Source organism: Mycobacterium sp. E1386 (assembly GCF_001672745.1).
GTDB lineage: Bacteria > Actinomycetota > Actinomycetes > Mycobacteriales > Mycobacteriaceae > Mycobacterium.
In genome coordinates this window covers 1-20,634 of record NZ_LZKH01000230.1, presented here as the reverse complement: position 1 = coordinate 20,634, position 20,634 = coordinate 1, and the positions used below count along the sequence as shown (strand labels likewise).

Genomic DNA, 20,634 nt, shown 5'->3' with positions numbered 1-20,634 from the left:
GCGATGACGGGACGGCTCGACGGCAAGGTCGCGATCATCACCGGGGCCAGCACCGGGCTGGGGCCCGTGCTGGGCGCGCTGTTCGTCCGAGAGGGCGCCAAGGTGCTGCTGGCCGCGCGACGCGAAGAGCTGGTACGCGAGGCCGCCCGCGCCGCGGGGCCCGGAGCCATCGCGATGCGCGCGGATGTCACCGACGAAGATGACGTCGCGGCCATGGTGGCGCGAGCCGTCGCCGAGTTCGGCGAGGTCGACATCCTGTGCAACAACGCCGCCGCGCCCGGAGAAGACCGCTGGATCTGGGAGCAGACCCTGGACAACTGGAACGCCACGATCGCCATCGACGTCACCGCGGCGATGCTGTGCACCCGGGAAGTGCTCAACCAGTCGATGCTGGCGCGCCGCCGCGGCGTCATCCTCAACTTCTCTTCCACGGCAGGCTATTCCGGCATCGTCCGCAAGACCCACTACGTCACCGCCAAGGCATCGCTTCGGGCGTTCACCAAGACCGTCGCGCTGGAGGTCGGGCCCTACGGCATCCGGTGCAACTGCATCGTGCCCGGGGCCATCGATACCGAGCTGTGGCGGCGATGGGTGCAACGCACGGCCGACGAGCGGGGAATCGATTTCGCCACTCAGCGGGCCAAAACCGTCAACGGCGTTGCCCTGCAGGATATTTCCACACCCGAAGACGTCGCCAACCTGGCATTGTTCCTGGCCAGCGACGAAAGCCGCACCATCACCGGCCAATCTATCCCCGTCGACGCCGGAGGGTACATGCAGGGATGAGCGCCCCACGCCTCTCGGTGGCCACGCCCGTGGTGACGATGTTTCCGAAGACCAGCGGCGACTGGGAGAAAGACGCTTCCATCGACGATCTGGCGCGGATCGCCGAGGCCGCGGATCGGGTCGGCTACCACCATCTGACCTGCAGCGAACACATCGCCCTGCCCGCGGCCGAGACGCTCCGACGCGGTACCCGCTATTGGGATCCGCTGGCCACCTTCGGCTACCTGGCCGCCCGCACTCAACGAATTCGGTTGGCCACCAATGTGCTGGTGCTCGGGTACCACCATCCGCTCGAGATCGCCAAACGCTACGGCACGCTGGACAAGGTCAGCGGCGGCCGGCTCATCCTCGGCGTCGGCGTCGGCAGCCTCAAAGAGGAATTCGAGCTCGTCGGCGCACCCTTCGACGACCGCGGACCGCGGGGTGACGACGCCCTCAAGGCGCTGCGCGCCTCGCTATCCGTGCCCGAACCCGCCTACCACGGCGAGTTTTACTCGTTCGACGGCATGGTCGTCGACCCGTGCGCGGTGCAGGACCGCGTCCCGATCTGGATCGGCGGCCGGACGGTGCGGTCGCTGCGCCGCGCCGCGACCCTGGCCGACGGTTGGGCACCCTTCAACGTGACGCTGTCCCAGGCGCGGGACTGGTTGCGCCGCTTCGATCTTCGATCCGGGTTCGAGGTCGTCCTGCCACCGTCGACAGCGCTGGACCCGATCAACGAACCGGAACAGACCCGCGACGCCATCGGCGAGGCCGCCGCGCACGGCGCCACCATCGTGCCCGCCGTCTTCCGCCACACCTCGCTGCAGCATTACCTGGACAACCTGCAGGCGCTCGCCGAGCTACACTCCCCCGGCGGCGCCGCGTGATCCGCGTCAGGGCAGGCATATTCAGCCTCACCGCCGCCGCGCCGGCCGACGACGACGGCAGCTATCTGCGCTGGCACCTGCTGGATCACATGCCGGAGCAGTATCAACTTCCCGGCATCGTGCACGGGCTGCGCTGGATCGCCGACGGCGATTATCCCCAGCACCGGCTGGCGGCCCACGGCCCGCTGGGTGAGGTCGGCAACGCGGTGCACTATCTGGTGAGCGACCCCGTCGAGCAGACCTTCGACGACTTCGTCACCCTCGGCCGCGCGCTGCGCGAAAACGGCCGGTTTCCGGTCGTCCGGCCGTCCCTGCAAGTCGCCGGCCTGCGCTTGCTGCAGTGGCAGAGCGCCCCGCGGGCCCTGGTCTCCGCCGAGGTGGTGCCGTTCCGGCCGCACCACGGCATCGTGCTGATCGTCGAAGAACCCGTCGGCGGACGCCGCCCGGATGAGTGGCTGCAGTGGTTGCATGCCGAGCACCACCCGGCGCTGCTCGGCGTGCCGGGCACGGCCGGCGTCTGGACCTTCGGTTCCAGTGCCGGGTGGAGCCGCCACCTACCGCAGGGCTGGCGAACGGACCACCAATACATCACCGTCGTCTACCTCGACGACGACCCGCTGACCACGACCCGCGCCCTGGCCCCCGTCATCGAAGAGCGGTGGCGATCGGAGGCGGTACGGCCCATCTTCGCCGGACCGCTGCGCAGCATGGTCGGTTGGGAAGCCTGGCGGTAAACCCCGCGGTTGACTGGCCGCCAGAGAAATGAGACCTTCCCGAAACGAAGGGAACCTATTGTCCTCGCTGACGAAGGAGGTGAGATGACGAATCGGTATGTGCTGGCGGCCGCCGGGATCGTGCTGGCGGCCGGTTTGTCCGGGTGTTCGGGCAAGGGCGGCCAGCCGGCGTCCACCCCGAGTTCGAGTCCGGTTGCCGTGACCACGACCGTCATGATCGACGGGAACAAACACACGATGACCACGGGGGTCAACTGTGCCAGTTCGGCGGCGCAACCGAACGCGTCCCCACCCGAATCCGGGGATTTGACCACCCGCATCACCGTGCACGACGACACGGCGTCGGTGTCGCTGGCCCTGTCCGACGAGAAGCCGCCCATGGTGGACGGATTCGCAATTTCTCTCACGCTGGCCAACGGTCAGTACCAACTGCCCTACCAGTCGACCAAGTCGGCCTCCCAGGTCCAGGCAACCAAGCAGGGCAAGAGCTACACGGTGACCGGGACCGGCCAGGCGACGACGCCCGGCCAAAGCGGCACGCGCCCGGTGACTTTCGGGGTGCACGTCACCTGCCCGTGACCGCGGCGCCGCGGGAGTGGTTGTCTACCGCGACCAGCTCTGCGATGCTGGCAGCTTGGACATCTTCGCGCAGTGGCAAACCGGCGGCACTGAACTGCATTGGCGGTCAACGACCGCCGCCAACGGCGGGCACGAAGTCGCGGTGTTCAGTCGCCGCTGCGGCACGCCCGGCGCCCCCGCCCTGGTCCTGGTGCACGGCTTCCCGACGTCGAGCATCGACTTTTTCGCCCTGGCCGGCGAATTGGGTTCCGAGTTCGACATCTACCTGCTGGACTTCCCCGGTTACGGCCTGTCCGACAAGCCGGCCGAGCCGTACGTCTATTCGCTCTACGACGACGCGCGGCTGCTGGTCTACGCGATCACCCAGGTGTGGAACCTGAGCGAATACCGCATGCTCACCCACGACCGCGGCAGCAGCGTCGGCATGATCGCAATGGAGATGCTGGCCGCCCTCGATCCGCCGGTCGTGCCCGTCGACCTCATCGTGACGAACGCCAACATCTACCTGCCGCTGTCCAACCTCACCGCGTTCCAGACCGCGCTGCTCGACCCCGCGACCGGCCGGCCCACCGCGGAGGCGACGACGCCGGAGCTGCTGGCGGCCGGCCTGGGGGCCAGCACGTTCATGCCACGGCGAACACTGGACGACCCGGAGATCGCCGCGTTGGCGAAGTGCTTTGCCCACAACGACGGAATCCGCGTGCTGCCCGACACCATCCAATACCTGCACGAGCGCGCCGCTGACGAAACAGGTTGGCTGGAGGCACTTTCCAAGAGGCCGGTCAACACCACCGTGGTGTGGGGGCTGCACGACAACGTCGCGCCGCTGCGCGTGCCCAATCATGTCTGGCAGATGTATCTGAAGAACAAGCCCGGCCGCAACCGCTATTGGGTGGTGCCCGGCGCCGACCACTACCTGCAATGCGACGCGCCCGGCCAACTGGCCGAGATCGTCCGGCTCACCGCCGAGGGCGGGGACATCCCGCTGCAGACGCTCGGCAATCAGCCCGACGGCGCGGTGCTCGTGGACCAAAGCGCGCCCTAGCCTTGCGCCGAGTGCGCGGCAGGCCGCACGTTCGGGCGCGAGTGTGCGGCTGGCCGCACACTCGGCGGGCAGTCGCTGAGCCCGTCCGGCAAGTCAGCCGGTGGCGACGGGCAGGCGCGCCCACCCGCGGACGCTCGCGGTATGCGCCCGCTGGGCGCTGGCGTAGTCGACTTCCCAGTCGGGCCAGCGCTTGAGGACCTCTTCGAGGGCCACGCGGCCTTCCATCCGCGCCAGCGCGGAGCCCAGGCAGAAGTGCAGGCCCTGCCCGAAACTCAGGTGGCCGCCACCGCGGTGGATGTCGTAGCGGTCCGGATCCGTGAAGCGGCGATCATCCCGATTGGCAGAACCGTTGAGCAGCAACATGTATGAGCCCTCGGGCACGACGCGACCGTAGAGCTCGGCGTCCTGCGCCACGTAGCGGGCCTGCACCGGTGACGGCGGCTCGTAGCGCAGCGTCTCCTCGACGGCGCCGGGGATCAGGGACGGGTCGGCAACCAGTTCCCGGCGCTGATCCGGGTGGTCGGACAGCAGTTGTCCCATGAAGCCGATCAGCCGGGCCGTGGTCTCGTTCCCGGCGCCGGCGATCATGGCGGTGTAGGCCAGCACCTCGGTCCGCGACAACGGCCGCCGGGTGCCGTCCGGTTCCTCGATCTCGGCCCGCAACAGGTCGGTCATCAGGTCGTCGGACGGGTGATCGGCCCGCCATTCGATGTACTCGGCGAACACGACGATGCTCTCCTCGAACAGCTTCGCGTTCACCGCGGCCGGGTCGCGCTCCTCGGACAACTCGATGTAAGCCCCGCCGCGATCGCGGATCTTGGCCTGATCCTGCTCGGGAATACCCAACAAATAACCGATGGTCCGCATCGGCATCATCGCCCCGAGATCGGCGATGAAGTCGAAGCCGCCGGAACCGACCAGCGGATCCAGCTCCCGAACACAGAACCCACGCACCAGGTCCTCCACAGCCAGCATCCGGCGCGGCGTGAAGACCCGGGACAGCAGGCGGCGGTGCAGGTCGTGCAGCGGCGGGTCTTCGAACAACAGAATGCCCGGCGGCACTTCGATATTGGCGAACAAGATGTCGGCCGTGGTTCCGCGGCCGGATCGGTACGTCTGCCAGTTCGGCAGTTCGCGCGCCACGTCGTCGTAGCGGCTCAGCGCGTAGAAGTTGTACTTCTCGTTGTAGTACAGCGGCGCCTCTTCGCGCATGCGCTTCCACACCGGGTACGGGTTGTCGTCGATGTCGGAGTCGAACGGGTCGTAGTACAAGTCGATCGTGCTGGTGCCTGACATTTGTCAGTCCCTTCGCTCAGTCGTTTCGGTGTAGGAAGCCGTGCAGGATCGCCTGGGTGAGTTCTTCGACGATGACCTCTCGAGATGGCGGCTTGGCGCCGAAGTAGGTGGAGCGCAACGCGGCCATGCCCGCGACCATCGCCACCGTCGAGTGAGCGGGCAGGTCGGGATGGTCCGACCGCAGTCCCCGCAAATGCATGCCCTCCGCGCTGATCTCCCCGAGCGCCGTGATCGCCTGCCTGATCTCGGCGATGCCGGCGTCGGCCTTCTCCTCCTCGCTGAGTGCCTCCGACGCCATCAGCGTCAGCAGCAGGCCCTGGTGTTCGACGAACACGTCGTAGAGCTGTCCGACGAAATGCCGGGCCAGCTCTTGCTCGCCGGTCTCCTCGGGCACCACCGATTGCCAGGTCCGGCCGAACTCGGCGACGAAGTCGGTGAACGGTTGGACGAGCGCCTCGCGAAACAGTGCCGCCTTCGAACCGAAATGCCGAAACAACAGATGCTCGGTAACGCCTGCGGCCTGGGCGATTTCACGCGTGGTCGTGCTGCGGTAGTCCTGGCGGGCGAAGCGCGCCCGCGCGGCGTCGAGGAGCAGCCCCCGCGGGGCACCACGGGGGCGGCGAGTCGTCGCCGCCGGTGGGCTGCGCTTGGTGGGTGGCCGCTGGGGCACAGTTTCGCTCCTGATCCGACGGTTGACTGCCTTTAGGATAGTGTGCACTGTCTAATGAGTCGAGCGTTGGAAGGGGTGCGACCGTGGGCGCCGTCATCATGCTGGGCACGTTGTTCGGGCTGATCGTCCTGATATTCGGGCTGGTGCTGCGCTTTGACCCGCAGGCACGCCGGACTCAAGGCCACGACCGGTGAGCTCCCAGATGACGCCCGTGATGCAGGCAGCCAGTGACTTCGCGCTGATCGGGGGTATCGGGTTCACCGCCCTCGGCGTGTACCTCAGCGTTCGGCGCCGCCGCCTCCACCCCCTCCTGCTGCTGTGCATCTCGGCAATCTCGTTTTCGTGGATCGAGGCGCCCTACGACTGGGCGATGTACGCACAGTTCCCGCCGGCCATCCCCCGCATGCCGTCGTGGTGGCCGCTGAACGTGACGTGGGGCGGACTGCCGTTGTTCGTTCCCGTCGGCTACATCTCCTACTTCGTGCTGCCGGCCGTTACCGGCACGGCGCTCGGGCGATGGTTGAGCGGACGGTTCGGATGGCGAAGGCCCCCAACGCTGTTGGTGGTCGGTCTTGTCGGCGGCTTCTGCTGGGCGCTGTTCTTCAACGGGTTCCTGGGCGCCAAGCTCGGCGTGTTCTACTACGGCCGGGTGATTCCCGGGCTGGCGATCCGCGAGGGCACCGTGCATCAGTACCCGCTGTACGACTCCCTCGCGATGGCCATCCAGATGATGGTCTTCACCTATCTGCTCGGCCGCACCGACCCGCAAGGACGAAACGTCATCGAGATGTGGGCCGAGAACAGGTCGAAGAGCCGACTCGGCTCGTCGCTGCTGTCCGTCGTCGCTGTGATCGTCGTCGGAAACGTTCTCTATGGCGCGGTTTTCGCGCCACACCTCGTCACAAAGCTGGGCGGCTGGGTGACCGCGGGCCCGACGGAGCAGTTGTTCCCGGGCGTGCCGAATCAACCCAAGTAGTTCACCCAAGCGCCTGCGGCAGCACGACCTCGCCGACGCGCTTCAGATACGGCCATGCGACGTCCGGTGGCAGCCCGCCGCACAGCGGTGACAGGTTGAGCACCTGGCCGGCGCGGACCCGCGAAACAGCTTCTGGCACAGAGATAATCACGTGCGACGTCCCGGTCGCACGCAGCTCGTCGACGGTGTTGACGTGGCTGAAGCCGGCCGTGGTCTCGTCCCCGGGGTTCCAGGCGGCATAGGTGCGCACATCGTGCAGCAGATGCTCGCCGATCTCTTTCCACGCCTGGTCCACGTCGTCGGCGACGAAGACGACCGAGGGCGTGTCGCGGTCGGGAAAGAAGGTGGGCCCGGGCTGATGGCCGTGCTCGCGGCAGGCCTCCTCGTAGGCCTCCTGCATGCCTGGTGCGTTGGCGTTGCCCAGCATGCCCAGGCCGTACCTGCCGGCCCGGCGGGCCGCCGCCAACGTTCCGCCGCCCCACATCAGTCCCGGGCCGCCGGGCGTCAGCGGGCGCGGTGTCATGGTGATCCGCCGTCCGTCTTCGACGACGGTTTCACCGGCGAGCAGTCGCCGCAACAGCGCGAGTTTCTCGTCGCAGACGCGGCCACGCGTCTTGATCGGCACGCCGAAGTGCTCGAACTCCTCGGGCCGATAGCCCAAAGCCAGGATGTAGGACGCCCGCCCGTTGCTGATGATGTCGAGGACCGCCATGTCCTCGGCGAGACGCACGGTTTCGTAGAACGGAAGGATCAGGATCAGGCTCAGCGCCAGACGCTGCGTTCGCGCGGCTACCGCCGAGGCCAGCAAGAGCGGTGACGGCAGGTAGCCGTCCTCGGACCCGTGGTGCTCACAGAGCACGGCCGCCAAACCGCCGTGGTCCTCGGCCCAGGCGCACATTTCGGGTGCCGCGGCGTACAGATCGGTTGGGGGCGCTGCCCATTCAGGATCGCGCATGTCGAAACGCAGTGTGTACACGGCAGACTCCTAGGAGACCTAATCTTTGTGCTGCACGTTACACCTTCAGTCGAAGACGTAAAGCGGTAGCGGCGTGGGGATGTCCAGCGACTCAGCAGGCCCGGCGGCGCGGCGTGAACGCCGTACCGTATGTCGTTGCGGCAGAACCGGGATTGCTCAGTGCGGTGGGCCTGCCGTTGACGATCCCGCAGCACGCGTTTGTCGCCGGGTAGGTCGCGCCGGTTACTCTGCGGGCGTGACCTTCAACCCGCTCGAGGAGCTCACGCTGGAGCAACTGCGGCTCCGCACGAGCATGAAATGGCGTGCGCATCCGGCCGACGTTCTGCCGCTGTGGGTCGCCGAGATGGACGTCATGCTGGCCCCCACCGTGGCCGAGACCCTGCGGACGGCCATCGACAACGGCGACACCGGATATCCGTGCGGCACCGCGCTGGCCGAAGCGGTCAGTCAATTCGCCTCCGAGCGGTGGCAGTGGCACGACCTGGACGTCGCGCACACCGCGATCGTCCCGGACGTCATGCTCGGCGCCGTCGAGCTGTTGCGTCTGGTCACCGACCGGGGCGACGCCGTCATCGTCAACCCGCCGGTGTACGCCCCCTTCTACGCGTTCGTCACGCACGACGGCCGCGAAGTCGTCGAAGCGCCACTGAACGCCGAAGGCCGAATCGATCCGGACGCGTTGGCGGACGCCTTCGCGCGCGCCCGGGCAAAGGGTGGAAACGTCGCGTACCTGTTGTGCAACCCGCACAATCCCACCGGATCGGTGCACACGGCCGACGAACTCGGGGCCGTCGCCGAGCTCGCCCGCCGGTTCGGCGTCCGGGTGGTATCGGACGAGATCCACGCGCCCGTCGTCTTGTCGGGATCGCGGTTCACCCCCTACCTCACCGTGCCCGGCGCGGAGAACGCCTTCGCCCTGACGTCGGCATCCAAGGCCTGGAGCCTGTCGGGGCTCAAGGCGGCGCTCGCCATCGCCGGACCGGAGGCGGTCGCGGACCTGCGCCGGATGCCGGAAGAGGTCAGCCACGGGCCGAGCCACCTCGGCGTCATCGCCCACGCGGAAGCCTTCCGCACCGGGGGTGAGTGGCTCGACGACCTACTGCGCGGCCTGGATCGGAACCGGACGCTGCTCGGCGACCTCGTTGCAGAGCACCTGCCGAAGGTGAAATACCAATGGCCGCAAGGAACTTACCTCGCGTGGCTCGATTGCCGGGAGCTCGGCTTCACCGAAGACGCCGCCGACGGCCTCGCGGTGGTGGCCGACCTGTCCGGGCCCGCTCGGTGGTTCCTCGACCACGCCCGGGTGGCGCTCAGTTCCGGCCATGTCTTCGGCACCGGCGGCGCGGGGCACGTCCGACTGAACTTCGCGACGTCGGGGGCGATCCTCACCGAGGCCGTGTCCCGGATGGGCCGCGCCCTCGCCCACGCCCGCTAGGCCGGAATCTCCTCGGCGCCGCGGCCCAAGTTGCGGAAGCCGTCGGCGGGCCGCTTGAAGCCGAGCACGAACGGCAGTGAGCTCAACTCCAGCTTGACCGTCGCCCCGAGCCGGCGCAGGAACGTGGACTCGGCCGGTGCCAGCGAAACCTGCGACGTCGCGAGGTCGAGGTAGTGCGTCGGGGTCTCCCCGATCTCGTCGAAGACGTGGGTCAGCGGTATGCACAGTGAGCGCACCGGTTCGTCGAGGCACGCCGCGACGGGGTCGGTCATCAGCACGTATTCGACCACGGGCACCAAGTTTTTCAGCATGCGATGCACCAGGATGACATCGAAGCCCGCGAGCTCGGTGTGGCGCTTCACCCGCTGCTCGGCCACCTCACCCTGGTGGACGACGAACTTCAACGAGAGCTTGTCCAACTGCGCACAACTCGCACATTCGCAGGCCAGATCCTTTTGGAAGCGTTCACGCCGGGCGATGAACGCCTCCCGCATCCGAGAGAGCCGGTCGCACACCAGCACTTTGGCGTCGCCGTCGGGCGCCCAGAAGAACGCGGCATCACCCTCGAGCTTCGCTAGCTTCAGGCCTCTGCCGGCGTCGATCACCGATTCCAGCAGACCCGCAACCGTCAACTGCGCATGGGCCAGGTGGGTGCGGTTCCACTGCATGTAGTGGGTATAGCCGCTGATGTCGGCAATGATCAGGACCGCGCGCCGAATCGCCATGAACAAACGAGTTTAATGTCCGCCCAACGCCTAGCCCAATGAAATCTCCCACTAGACGAACTCGCGTTGTCGAGAGAGGCTAACTCAAGGCGCCCGCCCACCGGAGGAGCTGAATATGCATGTGCTACGAACCCCGGACTCCCGATTCGAAAACCTGGAGGGCTATCCGTTCGTAGCGAACTACCTCGACGTGGCGGCGAGCGACACCCAGCCGCTACGGATGCACTTCCTCGATGAGGGCCCGGCCGACGGACCGCCGATCGTGCTGCTGCACGGGGAACCCACGTGGAGTTACCTCTACCGGACGATGATCCAGCCGCTGGCCGACGCAGGAAACCGCGTGCTCGCGCCCGACCTGATCGGTTTTGGTCGCTCCGACAAGCCCAGCCGGATGGAGGACTACACGTACCAGCGCCACGTCGAATGGGTGACCGCCTGGTTCGAGCGCCTGAACCTCAAGGACGTGACGCTTTTCGTCCAGGATTGGGGATCGCTGATCGGGCTGCGCATCGCCGCCGAGCACGGGGATCGCTTCGCTCGACTCGTGGTGGCGAACGGTTTCCTGCCCACCGCGGATCGCCCCACGCCGCCCGCCTTCCACGTCTGGCGGGCTTTCGCGCGCTACTCCCCCGTGCTGCCCGCCGGCCGCATCGTCTCCGTGGGGACCGTCCGCCGCGTTTCCGCCCGGGTGCGGGCCGGGTACGACGCGCCGTTTCCCGACAAGACGTATCAGGCGGGGGCCCGCGCCTTCCCGCAACTGGTGCCGACATCACCGGACGATCCGGCGATCCCGGCGAATAGGGCCGCCTGGAAAGCGCTGGGCCAATGGGACAAGCCCTTCCTCGCCATCTTCGGGGCCCGGGACCCCATCCTCGGCCAAGCGGACCGGCCCTTGATCAAGCACATTCCCGGCGCCGCGGGCCAGCCGCACGCCCGCATCCGCGCCAGTCACTTCATTCAAGAAGACTCCGGACCCGAACTCGCCGAACGCATTCTGTCCTGGCAGCAGGCGCTGCGCTGACAGCGTCGGCGTCAAACCCGGTTTTTCTCAACAACTCTCGGCAGACGGCCGGTATGGCGTGGTGGTGAGTGTCGATCCGCAACATCGCCGCTCCCCTGTCGATCAGTGGTCTGGGATGCCCGCCCCTGACAGAGCCGGAACTGCGTCCTCGTCGTGTAGCAGCGACGCGGCGCCCGTCTTGAACTGGGTGAGCTTGTCGATGATCGTCTGTCCTTCTGGAGTGTGGCCCCAGATGCTGATGCCCTGGTGTGTGGTGGGTTCCCAGGTGGCCTCGTCGACGACGATCGGATTCCAACCGACTTCCCATTCGAACCCCGACGGCGTGACGGCGTAGAAGGACAGCTCCTTGTCGTTGGTGTGTTGGCCCACGCCGAGCGCCATCCGGAAGCCCAGTTGCTTGACCCGCTGGTAGGCGGCGGTCATGTCGTCGAGTTCGGCGACCTGGACGTTGACGTGCTGGACCCGGGTGCGGATAGGGTTCAGCCGTAGTCGGTTGACCGAAGCGATCGCCACGGTGTGGTGCCGCTCGTTGAACCGCAGGAAGCGAATCTTGAATCTGAGGCCGCTGATCGTCTCGTCGATGTAGTCGGACAACCGCGCGTCCAACACCGCGTCGTAGTAGCCCCGCAGCTGATGAGGCTTTGTGGTGGCGACCGCAACGTGCCCCAAACCTGCTGCGCCCGTGACGAACCCGCCACCCGCCACCATGCGCAATGGCGCCGCGCCGGGACGTGCGCGGGTGAAGACCTCCTGGGTCAGGCCGTTCGGTCCCCGAAACCGGACGAGCCGCTCCACGCCGCGCAGCGCCGCCTCCTCGTCGGCGCCCTCCGTCACGGGCACACCATGCTGGGTCACCCGCGCGAGCACGGTGTCGAAGGCGTCGTGGTCGTCCAGCTGCCAGCCGACCGCGGTGACGTCCTCGGCGGGGCCGCGTTGCAGCAAGAACCGGCAGTCGTTGTCGTCGAGGCGGAACCGCATGGCATCGTCGGTCGTCGCGTCGTCACAGTGCATGCCGATGGCGTCACGGCCGAATCGTCGCCAGTCGCCGAACCTCTGCGTCTCGATCACCACGTAACCGAGGTGGACCCGGCCGAAAACCGACGGGCTCATCGCTCGTTCTCCAGGAAATCGATGACCAGCCGGTTGAACAGTTCGGCGCGTTCCCATTGCATCCAGTGCCCGGTGTGCGAGGTCATCACCAGGCCCGCGTTCGGCAGCGCGTTGAACAGCAGGGGGCCGCCCGACGGGCGGTTCACCTTGTCGTCGCGGCCCCATAGGACGAGCGTCGGTGTCGTCAGGCTGCGCAGCCGGCCGTCTCGGGTGAGGTCCATCCGCCACAGGGTGCGCAGCGCCGTCGGGCCGGAGGGGCGGCGCAGCGGCGGGTCCGCGACCACCTCCGGATCGATCGACGCGCGGTAGCGCAGGTCGATCAAGTCGTCGGGCACCTCGGCACCGTCGTAGACCAGATAGGTGCGGATGAACTCTGCGAGCTTCTCGCGGCTCGGGCCGTCGCCGCCGTAGTAGGAGAGCAGGCTCCGCAATCCGGGTGTGGGCAGGCCCCTCGTGGTGCCGATCCCGCCCGGCCCCATCAGCACCAGCTTCCCGACGCGGTGCGGGGTGTCCAGGGCCAGCCGCAGGGCCGCCGCGCCGCCATACGAGTTACCGACGAGATGGGCGGCATCGATGCCGAGCTCGTCGAGCAGGCCGCGCATCATGTCGGCCAGGTAACCGAACGGATCGTCGTGGTCGACGCCTTTCACCGACCTGCCGTAGCCGGGCATGTCGGGAACGATAAGCCGGAAATGCGTTGCGAGAGCGTCGATATTGCGCGAATAGTTCGACACTCCCGACGCACCGGGGCCACCGCCGTGCAGCATGACAACGGCCGGTCCGTTTCCCGTCTCGGAGACGAAGATGGGTTTCCCGGCGACGCTGACGGTCCGCTCGTCCAACTGCCTGGTGATCATGCGGTGACTCCGATCGGGGTGGCCGGGATGGGTGGCGCCAGGTCGGTGAAGTCTGTCGGCGGTGCCGGCAGCGAACGGCCCTCGCCGGCGGCGGCGAAGACGAATCCGTCGGGGCGCAGCACCACCGCCACCGCCTTCTTGCTGCGAAGCCACCGGGTCAGCGTGCCGTCGTCGTCGCGGATCGCACCGGCCTGCGGCGCGCCGGCCTTGATGGCCAGGACGCGAGCGCCCAGTCGCGCCCACCGATCGGCACCCGGCGGCGCCGCACCGAGATGCAGGACCGCCCAGCCCCCGCCGAGAACGTCGTCCGCCCGCAACGTCCTACCGGTGGCGTCGGTGACCCAGGGTTGGGGCAGCTGCCAGCCGACGGCGGCGTGCGCCTCGGACGTGAAACACCCGTCGGGGTAGTGCGCGGGCGGAATCCAAATCAGGCTCTGCCCCGCCTTGAGCACGCCGGGGAGCCGGGTCAGCGCGCGCAGTAAGTGGTTTCTCAGGAATGCCAACGACTTTCGGCGCTCGGTGATGAGACGTCCGTTGCGTACCGCCCGACGGGTGACCTCGGTGACGTGGGGTTTGCGCTCGGCCTGGTAGCTGTCGAGCAGTGCGTCGGGCGCGTGACCGCGCGCCACCGCGGCTAGCTTCCAGCACAGGTTGGCCACGTCGCGCACGCCCGCCGACATGCCCTGGCCGATCCAGGGCGGCATGGCATGCGCCGCGTCACCGGCCAGGAAGACCCGCCCCACGCGCCAGCGGTCCGCGACGCGCACGTGGTGGCTGTAGATGACGGCACGCAGGATCTTCACCTGTTCTTCGGTGATGCCCTGCTCGTGCAGGACCTCCCACACGGCCTCATGGGTGACGAGTCGCTTCTCGTCCTCTCCGGCTCGGGCCGGGTACTCCCAGCGGTGATGCCCCAGCGGAGTCGGGCAGTCGACCGTCGGACGAGCGGGGTTGCAGTGAAAGCGCAACCGGTCGTGACCGTCCCACTCGCGGATCACCTTGGTGTCGATGACAACCCAGCGTTCGGCGTAGGTGCGTCCTTCGTATCCGACTCCGAGTTGGCCGCGGGTCGGCGACGCTCCGCCGTCCGCGGCGATCACGTATGAGGCCTTCACGCGTTTGAAGGTGTCGGTGCGCAGGTCGGCGAGCATCAGTTCGGCCGTCGAGTCGCCATTGACCACGCGCAGGCATTCGTGTTCGAGCAATACCTCGACGTTGGGGTACCGGGCGACGCCCTCCCGGAGCACGTGATCGACCGCGGGCTGGTACAGGAACTGTTGCGGCGGGTGCCCGCAGCCCCGGGATGTCATGGTGGTCTCGACGAACGGCACCCCGTCGGCGTCGACCCACGCCAGCGGCCGGTCGGGCAGCATGTCCCGTTGCAACCGGTCGGCCAAGCCGACGGACTGCCAGATCCGCATCACCTCCTCGTCGGTCGAGATCGCCCGCGCCCGCCCGTACACGTCGGGGTCGCGCTCGATGACGACGACGTTAAGCCCCATGCCACCAAGGAGATTCGCGGCGGTGGCGCCAGTGGGCCCATAGCCGATCACCGCTACGTCATAGGTCGGGTGCTCGTTCATTGCCCTCTCGCCTTCGTGTCGGGCTTGTTATGTAGTGATCGCTACGGTAATGTAGCGATCACTACAGAGTCAAGGGCCTCCAGCGAGGAGTTTCAGTGGCCGCTAACGACAAGCCGCAAAAGTCGAACAGGCGCCGCCGCGTCGACGGCGAAGCGTCCAGAAACCGCATCCTGGACGCAGCCACCGAGATCGCCAGCGAACGCGGCTACGAGGGCACCAGCATCGGCCTGGTCAGCGCCAAGTGCGGCCTGCCGGCCAGTTCCATCTACTGGCACTTCAAAGACAAGGATGATCTGATCGCCGCGGTCATCGAACGCAGCTTCGCGCACTGGCTTTCGGCATGGCAGATGCCCGCCGAGGGGACCGCGCGCGAGCGCTTGGTTGCGGTGGCGATGCAGATCGCCAAGGCGCTGCTGGACTCCCCCGATTTTCTGCGACTCGGCTTGATGCTCGCCCTGGAGCGACGGCCCGTCGAACCGCGCGCCCGGGCCATGTTCCTGGAGGTCCGTGACCGGGCCTTCGAGACGCTGACGCCCGCCATCCGCGATCTCGCGCCCGGGTTGACCGATGCACAGGTCGGCCAGTTGGTCACCTACGGGATCGCCGGGGCCGATGGCCTGTTCGTCGCCAAGGAGATCGGCGGGGATTCCGTCGACCTGCCGGCGCTCTTCGAGTTGCACGCGGCCGCCCTGCACGACGGCGCCCTCCGCATGGCCGCCGAGAACACCAAGTGACCCCCGTCGAGCAATGGCCGGTGGCCATCATCGGATCGGGCAACATCGGCACCGACCTCATGCTCAAGATCGTGGGTGGCGACGGCCCGCTCACCGTGGCCGCCATGGTGGGCGTCGACCGTGACTCGGACGGGCTGGCCCGGGCGCGGCGAATGGGCGTGCCGGTCACCGCCGAAGGCGTCGACGGGTTGCTGGGCATGCCGGACTTTGCCCGCATGAAGCTCGCCTTCGACGCCACCTCCGCCGACGCGCACCGCGCCAACTGGGCGGCGTTGCGCGACAGCGGGATACGAATGCTCGACCTCACGCCCGCGTCGGTCGGCCCGATGTGCGTGCCCGTGGTCAACCTTGACGACCACCTCGACACACCCAACCTCAACATGGTGACCTGCGGCGGGCAGGCAACGGTGCCGATCGTTGCCGCCGTCGCCAGGACGCGAATCGTCTCCTACGCCGAGATCGTCTCGTCGATCTCGGCGAAGTCCGCGGGCCCGGGCACCCGGGCCAACATCGACCAGTTCATCGAAACCACCTCCGCCGCAGTACAAGTCGTCGGTGGTGCGCAGCGCGGCAAGGCCGTCGTCATCGTCAACCCCGCCGAACCCCCGGTGCCCATGCGCAACACCGTGTACTGCCTCGTCGACGGGGACGTCGACCACCGCTCGATCGAGAACCAAATCCTCGACATGGTCGCCCGGGTCGCCGCGTACGTGCCCGGCTATCGGCTGAAGCACGACGTGCAATTCGAGGTGTTCGGCCATGACGATCCGCTCTGCATTCCTGAAACCGGCAAGTTCACCGGCACCCGTGTCACGGTGATGCTCGAGGTGGCCGGCGCCGGCGACTACCTGCCCGCCTACGCCGGGAACCTCGACATCATGACCTCCGCCGCCAAGGCCACCGCCGAGCGCCTGGCTCTGCATGCCATGCGGCCCGCCCAAACTGCCGGTGCCACAACATGACCCAACGCATCTATGTCAGCGACGTGACCCTGCGCGACGGCATGCACGCGGTGCGCCACCAGTACAGCATCGAGCAGGCCACGATCATCGCCCGGGCACTCGACGAAGCGGGGGTCGACTCGATCGAAGTCGCTCACGGTGACGGGTTGTCGGGTTCGAGCTGCGTGTACGGGTTCGGGGCGCACACGGACGCCGAATGGATCGAGGTCGTCGCCGCCGCGGTCGATAACGCGAAGATCGCGACGCTGCTCCTGCCGGGCGTGGGCACCCTGCGCGACCTCAGGGACGCGCAGCGCGCCGGCGCAACCGTCGTGCGTGTCGGCACCCACTGCACCGAAGCCGACATCGCCGCCCCTTATCTCGCCGCCGCCCGCGCCCTGGGCATGGACGCCGTCGGCTTCCTGATGATGAGCCATATGACCAGTCCCGCCGGCCTGGCCGCCCAGGCCAAGCTGATGGAGGGATACGGCGCCACCTGCGTCTATGTCGTGGATTCGGGCGGCGCGATGACGATGCGCGATGTCGGTGACCGAGTCTGCGCCCTGCGCCAAACCCTCTTGCCCACAACCGAGATCGGCATCCATGCCCACCACAACCTGGCGCTGGGCGTCGCCAACTCGATCACCGCCGTCGAGCACGGCGCTTACCGCGTCGACGCCTCCCTGGCGGGCATGGGAGCGGGTGCCGGGAACGCGCCGCTGGAGGTCTTCATCGCCGCGGCCTCCCGCCTTGGCTGGAGCCATGGCTGCGATCTCCATCTTTTGCAGGACGCGGCCGACGACCTCGTCCGGCCCTTGCAAGACCGGCCCGTGCGGGTCGACCGCGAGACGTTGACCCTCGGCTACGCGGGCGTGTACTCCAGCTTTCTGCGGCACGCGGAGGTGGCCGCCACCCGGTTCAACATCGACGCCCGCACGCTGCTCGAAGAGGCCGGGCGGCGCGGGATGGTGGGCGGCCAGGAGGACATGCTCGTCGACATCGCCCTCGACCTCACCGGCGCTGATGGGCCTCAGCGCGTGACGGCCAGTACGGCTTCCGCCAGCTCGGGCCGGCAGACCACCAAATCCGGCAACTTCGGGTCTGATCGGTTGTAGGCCAGGGCTGACCCGTCGATCCGCGAGGTATGCAGACCGGCGGCTCGGGCCACGGCAACTGGGGCGGCCGAATCCCACTCGAATTGGCCGCCGGCATGCACGTAGACATCCGACAACCCCTGGATGAGCGAAGCCACCTTGGCGCCGGCGGAACCCATTTCGACCAGCACCCCGTCCAGCGCGTCGCGGACGGTCAGGGCGATGGCAGGCGGCCGGGTGCGCGACACCACGATGCGCGGCTTGCCGGGCACCGAGGGAGGCGACTCGACCTCGGGGGTAGCGAGGGTGATGCCCTGCGCCGGCAGCGCTACCGCGCCGGCAACCAGCTCGCCGGCCTCCCACAGCGCGACGTGCACGGCCCAGTCGTCGCGCCCGAGCTCGGAGAATTCCCGCGTCCCGTCGAGCGGATCCACGATCCACACGCGCTCGGAGCGCAACCGGACCGGATTGTCGATACCCTCTTCGGACAGCACGGCGTCCTCGGGCCGCTCGTCGGCGAGAGCCGCCATCAGGTAGTCATGGGATCGCTTGTCCCCCGCGGCTTTCCGCTCGCTCGCTTCCGCGCCGGCGAACTCTTCCCGGACCGTGAGCAACAGCCGGCCCGCCTCGGTGGCCAACCGTGCGGCCAGTTCGTGGTCGTCCGTCCGTTGCAGGGCCATCACAATCCTTAAGTTGGTAGCGTTGACCAACTTTACCCTGCCAATTCAACGCTGACGGGCCCCACCCCGGGTGGGAGGTTTCGGCCGTAATCTGGTGAATGTGAGCGGGGGCAACGTTCCTTTATTGAGCCGGTTGCGACGCGTTCCACGGGGGCGTCTGATCGTGGTCGGCATCGTGTCGGTGGTCGCGCTGGGCGGCGTCCTCGCCTTCGTGGGGGCGAAGCTGGCCGAGGACGACCACGGCGCCGGGCCACCCAGCGCCCAGCCGCCACCACCGCAGAGCTTCGCCATCCCGGGTTGTTACAACCTGTCCGTCCCGCCGGTCGAGCGCCCGAAGCGGCTCAACGTGCTGGGCTGCGCAAGCGTAGCCGTTGCGCTGCAAGACATGTCGTGGAGCTCGTGGGGGCCGCAGGGCGCCGACGGGACCGGCACGGCCGTGTTCAAGGTCTGCGACCCGAATTGCGCAGCGGGGTATCAACTGACCGAACCGGTCGTCGTACACGCGTGGAATCCGCAACCGCCGCGGCGCGAGGCCATCTGCCAGGTCGGCTTGAACATCTTCGCCGACATGATCCTGGCCTTCCCCAAGGGCGTCCCGCCACCGAACGTGCAGAAGATGAACGCTCAATACAATGGGCAGCCGGCGGTGCACTTCGCCAACTACTCGAGCGGCGACACGCGCGGCACCCAATTCATCGGCTACACGTACTGCAACTAGCCGCTAGACCTCGATCACCACGGCGCCGCCCTGGCCGCCGCCCGCGCACATGGCGGCGACGCCGATGCCGCCGCCCCGGCGGGCCAGCTCATAGGCCAGCGTGGTGACCATGCGCGCACCCGATGCCGCGATGGGGTGGCCGAGGCTGCAGCCGCTGCCGGAGAAGTTGACCTTCTCCTCGTCGATGCCGTACTGCCGGCACGCCGCGATCGGCACGGAGGCGAATGCCTCGTTGATCTCCCACAGGGCCACGTCGTTGACGGACAGACCGGCCCGCTGCAGCACCTTGCCGATGACCTTGACGGCCCCCAGGCCCGTGTCCCTGGGTGCGACACCCGCGGCCGCCCACGCCCGTACCGTGCCCATCACGTTCAGGTTCTCGGCGGCGGCGTAGTCACGGTCGACGAGCGCCACCGCCGCGGCGGCGTCATTGGTGCCGCTGCTGTTGCCCGCCGTGATCGAGAATCCCTCGATCTCGGGGTGCAGCACTTTGAGCCCGGCGAGCTTCTCGACGGTGGTGTCCCGGCGGGGATGCTCGTCGACGGAGAACTCGGTCACCGAACCGTCGAACTGCGTGATCTTCAGCGGGACGATCTCGTCGAGGAACTTGCCGGCGTCCATGGCCGCGATGGCGCGCTGATGGGACCGCGCGGCCCAGGCGTCCATCTCTTCACGAGTGATGCCTACCGCCTGTGCGGTGTTCCAGCCGACCGTGATCGACATGTCCTTAGCTGGCGCATCGGGGGTCTCGACGTGGGTCGGCGGCATCCAGCGCTCCTCGAACTTCAGCTCGGGGCCGGGGATGCGCCAGTTCGTCAGCGGCGTCATCGACAACGACTGCACCCCGCCGGCGATGAGCACGCGTTCCATCCCGGAGCCGATCTGGGCCGCGGCGTTGCCGATGGCGGTCAGGCTGCCCGCGCAGTGCCGATTCACCGACTGACCGGGAATGTCCTCCATACCGGTCGCGGTGGCCGCATACCGCGCCAGATCACCACCGCCATAATGTGATTCGGCGAAGATGATGTCGTCGATCGCGGAGGGGTCGACGCCGGATCTGCGCACCACCTCGGGAAGCACCGCGGTGATCAGCGTCTCGGGCGGTGTGTTGACGAGCGTGCCCTTGAAGGAGCGGCCGATCGCCGTCCGAACAGCTCCGACGATGACGGGTGTAGCCATGTTTTCAACCTCGACGGGTCTGGCTGCGATGGGCAGCGCGGATGTCAGCAGATAACGCGAATCGTAACAAATACCGTATGGCCAATAGTAAACGGCCTAAGTTCACCGGGCGCGGGAGGACGACGAGAGCCGTCGGTCGATGTTCTGACACAGGACACAATGGGCCCATGACAACCAGATCAGCCGCCGAGCGTGACACCACCCAGCTGGCCGCGTACCGAGTCTCTGCGATGCTCGTCGGCGTGGGGACGCTTCACTTCCTAGCGCCCAAACCGTTCGACACCATCGTTCCCGCCGAGCTGCCCGGAAACCCGCGGTTCTACACCTACGCGTCGGGTGTGGCCGAGGTGGGCGTCGGGGCGGCGTTACTGCCGCGACGCACCCGGCGATTGGCCGCGCTCGCGGCGGCCGTGTTGTTCATCGGGGTGTTCCCGGCCAACGTCAACATGTGCCGGTTGTGGTGGAACAAGCCCTGGCCGATGCGGATCGCCGCCCTGGCGCGGCTACCCCTGCAGATCCCGATGATCACCACCGCGCTCAAGATCAGCCGTAACAGCTGACTTTCACGGTGGTCACGCGTGCCACAGCCGTCCCCGGCCCGAGGGCATGCTCGAATTGCCCGCCTC

At 67.7% G+C, this 20,634-nt stretch carries 22 protein-coding genes; 13 read left to right on the top strand and 9 right to left on the bottom strand.

Annotated features, from left to right (window positions below; all coding sequences use genetic code 11):
• Positions 1-3 precede the first annotated feature (3 nt).
• The 5 genes from A5709_RS23735 (at position 4) to A5709_RS23715 (ending at position 4,013) form a co-directional block, all read left to right on the top strand.
• Positions 4-786 (top strand): SDR family NAD(P)-dependent oxidoreductase, encoded by a 783-nt coding sequence (locus A5709_RS23735; RefSeq protein WP_067947907.1) that lies wholly within the window; start codon positions 4-6, stop codon positions 784-786.
• The gene (locus A5709_RS23730; protein ID WP_068122896.1) at positions 783-1,655 is read left to right on the top strand and encodes an LLM class F420-dependent oxidoreductase; all 873 of its coding nucleotides are present in this window, start codon (positions 783-785) and stop codon (positions 1,653-1,655) included. Before A5709_RS23735 ends, A5709_RS23730 begins: the two co-directional genes overlap by 4 nt.
• Complete coding sequence (locus A5709_RS23725; RefSeq protein ID WP_068122923.1) at positions 1,655-2,389, top strand: hypothetical protein; 735 nt, start codon at positions 1,655-1,657, stop codon at positions 2,387-2,389. Before A5709_RS23730 ends, A5709_RS23725 begins: the two co-directional genes overlap by 1 nt.
• Before the next feature lie 84 nt (positions 2,390-2,473).
• Positions 2,474-2,968 carry a lipoprotein LpqH gene (locus A5709_RS23720; protein ID WP_068122894.1) on the top strand — a complete coding sequence of 165 codons (495 nt, stop codon included), beginning with the start codon at positions 2,474-2,476 and terminating at the stop codon, positions 2,966-2,968.
• A gap of 55 nt (positions 2,969-3,023) precedes the next feature.
• Positions 3,024-4,013: an alpha/beta fold hydrolase gene (locus A5709_RS23715; RefSeq protein WP_068122890.1), complete on the top strand. Its 990-nt coding sequence runs from the start codon at positions 3,024-3,026 to the stop codon at positions 4,011-4,013.
• A 93-nt stretch (positions 4,014-4,106) separates the two neighbouring features.
• Here the strand turns inward: A5709_RS23715 and A5709_RS23710 are convergent, their stop codons facing one another.
• Both A5709_RS23710 and A5709_RS23705 read right to left on the bottom strand, forming a co-directional pair.
• Positions 4,107-5,309, bottom strand: a complete 1,203-nt coding sequence (locus A5709_RS23710) for a cytochrome P450 (protein WP_068122888.1) — start codon at positions 5,307-5,309, stop codon at positions 4,107-4,109.
• Between the two features lie 16 nt (positions 5,310-5,325).
• Complete coding sequence (locus tag A5709_RS23705) at positions 5,326-5,979, bottom strand: TetR/AcrR family transcriptional regulator (RefSeq protein WP_067947917.1); 654 nt, start codon at positions 5,977-5,979, stop codon at positions 5,326-5,328.
• A 190-nt stretch (positions 5,980-6,169) separates the two neighbouring features.
• On the opposite strand from A5709_RS23705, the gene A5709_RS23700 reads away from it, so the two are divergent.
• Positions 6,170-6,955, top strand: coding sequence for a spirocyclase AveC family protein (locus tag A5709_RS23700; protein WP_068122885.1), 786 nt, complete (start codon positions 6,170-6,172; stop codon positions 6,953-6,955).
• A 1-nt stretch (position 6,956) separates the two neighbouring features.
• On the opposite strand, the gene A5709_RS23695 is transcribed toward A5709_RS23700, so the two are convergent.
• Positions 6,957-7,931 carry an LLM class flavin-dependent oxidoreductase gene (locus tag A5709_RS23695; protein ID WP_068122880.1) on the bottom strand — a complete coding sequence of 325 codons (975 nt, stop codon included), beginning with the start codon at positions 7,929-7,931 and terminating at the stop codon, positions 6,957-6,959.
• Between the two features lie 292 nt (positions 7,932-8,223).
• On the opposite strand from A5709_RS23695, the gene A5709_RS23690 reads away from it, so the two are divergent.
• On the top strand, positions 8,224-9,366 hold the full coding sequence (locus A5709_RS23690) for a MalY/PatB family protein (protein WP_369827397.1): 1,143 nt from the start codon (positions 8,224-8,226) through the stop codon (positions 9,364-9,366).
• Here the strand turns inward: A5709_RS23690 and A5709_RS23685 are convergent.
• The gene (locus A5709_RS23685) at positions 9,363-10,091 is read right to left on the bottom strand and encodes a DUF2652 domain-containing protein (RefSeq protein ID WP_068122874.1); all 729 of its coding nucleotides are present in this window, start codon (positions 10,089-10,091) and stop codon (positions 9,363-9,365) included. The genes A5709_RS23690 and A5709_RS23685 overlap by 4 nt on opposite strands.
• Before the next feature lie 115 nt (positions 10,092-10,206).
• On the opposite strand from A5709_RS23685, the gene A5709_RS23680 reads away from it, so the two are divergent.
• On the top strand, positions 10,207-11,112 hold the full coding sequence (locus A5709_RS23680) for a haloalkane dehalogenase (protein ID WP_067947928.1): 906 nt from the start codon (positions 10,207-10,209) through the stop codon (positions 11,110-11,112).
• A 102-nt stretch (positions 11,113-11,214) separates the two neighbouring features.
• On the opposite strand, the gene A5709_RS23675 is transcribed toward A5709_RS23680, so the two are convergent.
• From A5709_RS23675 to A5709_RS23665, 3 genes are read right to left on the bottom strand one after another with little or no spacing between them, the layout of a single operon-like run.
• Positions 11,215-12,222 (bottom strand): VOC family protein, encoded by a 1,008-nt coding sequence (locus tag A5709_RS23675; protein WP_068122870.1) that lies wholly within the window; start codon positions 12,220-12,222, stop codon positions 11,215-11,217.
• Complete coding sequence (locus A5709_RS23670) at positions 12,219-13,079, bottom strand: alpha/beta fold hydrolase (RefSeq protein ID WP_068122867.1); 861 nt, start codon at positions 13,077-13,079, stop codon at positions 12,219-12,221. Before A5709_RS23670 ends, A5709_RS23675 begins: the two co-directional genes overlap by 4 nt.
• Positions 13,076-14,662: a bifunctional 3-(3-hydroxy-phenyl)propionate/3-hydroxycinnamic acid hydroxylase gene (locus A5709_RS23665; RefSeq protein WP_068122864.1), complete on the bottom strand. Its 1,587-nt coding sequence runs from the start codon at positions 14,660-14,662 to the stop codon at positions 13,076-13,078. The genes A5709_RS23670 and A5709_RS23665 overlap by 4 nt, the downstream gene beginning before the upstream one ends.
• A gap of 95 nt (positions 14,663-14,757) precedes the next feature.
• Here A5709_RS23665 and A5709_RS23660 point away from each other — a divergent pair, with 95 nt between their 5' ends.
• From A5709_RS23660 to dmpG, 3 genes are read left to right on the top strand one after another with little or no spacing between them, the layout of a single operon-like run.
• Positions 14,758-15,396, top strand: coding sequence for a TetR/AcrR family transcriptional regulator (locus tag A5709_RS23660; protein ID WP_067947937.1), 639 nt, complete (start codon positions 14,758-14,760; stop codon positions 15,394-15,396).
• 20 nt (positions 15,397-15,416) lie between these two features.
• Positions 15,417-16,358 (top strand): acetaldehyde dehydrogenase (acetylating), encoded by a 942-nt coding sequence (locus tag A5709_RS23655; protein WP_068122920.1) that lies wholly within the window; start codon positions 15,417-15,419, stop codon positions 16,356-16,358.
• Complete coding sequence (gene dmpG, locus A5709_RS23650; protein ID WP_082974349.1) at positions 16,355-17,452, top strand: 4-hydroxy-2-oxovalerate aldolase; 1,098 nt, start codon at positions 16,355-16,357, stop codon at positions 17,450-17,452. Before A5709_RS23655 ends, dmpG begins: the two co-directional genes overlap by 4 nt.
• On the opposite strand, the gene A5709_RS23645 is transcribed toward dmpG, so the two are convergent.
• Positions 17,368-18,111, bottom strand: a complete 744-nt coding sequence (locus tag A5709_RS23645; RefSeq protein ID WP_068122860.1) for a 3'(2'),5'-bisphosphate nucleotidase CysQ — start codon at positions 18,109-18,111, stop codon at positions 17,368-17,370. The genes dmpG and A5709_RS23645 overlap by 85 nt on opposite strands.
• Positions 18,112-18,274: 163 nt before the next feature.
• Between A5709_RS23645 and A5709_RS23640 the strand changes: the two genes are divergently transcribed.
• On the top strand, positions 18,275-18,829 hold the full coding sequence (locus tag A5709_RS23640) for a hypothetical protein (RefSeq protein ID WP_197500894.1): 555 nt from the start codon (positions 18,275-18,277) through the stop codon (positions 18,827-18,829).
• 3 nt (positions 18,830-18,832) lie between these two features.
• Here the strand turns inward: A5709_RS23640 and A5709_RS23635 are convergent, their stop codons facing one another.
• Positions 18,833-20,008: a thiolase family protein gene (locus tag A5709_RS23635; RefSeq protein WP_067947941.1), complete on the bottom strand. Its 1,176-nt coding sequence runs from the start codon at positions 20,006-20,008 to the stop codon at positions 18,833-18,835.
• Positions 20,009-20,175: 167 nt separating this feature from the next.
• Between A5709_RS23635 and A5709_RS23630 the strand changes: the two genes are divergently transcribed.
• Positions 20,176-20,568: a hypothetical protein gene (locus A5709_RS23630; RefSeq protein ID WP_068122858.1), complete on the top strand. Its 393-nt coding sequence runs from the start codon at positions 20,176-20,178 to the stop codon at positions 20,566-20,568.
• Positions 20,569-20,634: the final 66 nt, after the last annotated feature.

What these genes read in the sequence shown, in the direction of transcription:
- A5709_RS23690 (WP_369827397.1), top strand. Translation starts at nt 8,224, where the DNA reads ATGAAATGGCGTGCGCATCCGGCCGACGTTCTGCCGCTGTGGGTCGCC.
- A5709_RS23680 (WP_067947928.1), top strand. Translation starts at nt 10,207, where the DNA reads ATGCATGTGCTACGAACCCCGGACTCCCGATTCGAAAACCTGGAGGGC.
- A5709_RS23710 (WP_068122888.1), bottom strand. Translation starts at nt 5,309, where the DNA reads ATGTCAGGCACCAGCACGATCGACTTGTACTACGACCCGTTCGACTCC.
- dmpG (WP_082974349.1), top strand. Translation starts at nt 16,355, where the DNA reads ATGACCCAACGCATCTATGTCAGCGACGTGACCCTGCGCGACGGCATG.
- A5709_RS23645 (WP_068122860.1), bottom strand. Translation starts at nt 18,111, where the DNA reads ATGGCCCTGCAACGGACGGACGACCACGAACTGGCCGCACGGTTGGCC.
- A5709_RS23670 (WP_068122867.1), bottom strand. Translation starts at nt 13,079, where the DNA reads ATGATCACCAGGCAGTTGGACGAGCGGACCGTCAGCGTCGCCGGGAAA.
- A5709_RS23735 (WP_067947907.1), top strand. Translation starts at nt 4, where the DNA reads ATGACGGGACGGCTCGACGGCAAGGTCGCGATCATCACCGGGGCCAGC.
- A5709_RS23630 (WP_068122858.1), top strand. Translation starts at nt 20,176, where the DNA reads ATGACAACCAGATCAGCCGCCGAGCGTGACACCACCCAGCTGGCCGCG.
- A5709_RS23685 (WP_068122874.1), bottom strand. Translation starts at nt 10,091, where the DNA reads ATGGCGATTCGGCGCGCGGTCCTGATCATTGCCGACATCAGCGGCTAT.
- A5709_RS23635 (WP_067947941.1), bottom strand. Translation starts at nt 20,008, where the DNA reads ATGGCTACACCCGTCATCGTCGGAGCTGTTCGGACGGCGATCGGCCGC.
- A5709_RS23675 (WP_068122870.1), bottom strand. Translation starts at nt 12,222, where the DNA reads ATGAGCCCGTCGGTTTTCGGCCGGGTCCACCTCGGTTACGTGGTGATC.
- A5709_RS23730 (WP_068122896.1), top strand. Translation starts at nt 783, where the DNA reads ATGAGCGCCCCACGCCTCTCGGTGGCCACGCCCGTGGTGACGATGTTT.
- A5709_RS23720 (WP_068122894.1), top strand. Translation starts at nt 2,474, where the DNA reads ATGACGAATCGGTATGTGCTGGCGGCCGCCGGGATCGTGCTGGCGGCC.
- A5709_RS23665 (WP_068122864.1), bottom strand. Translation starts at nt 14,662, where the DNA reads ATGAACGAGCACCCGACCTATGACGTAGCGGTGATCGGCTATGGGCCC.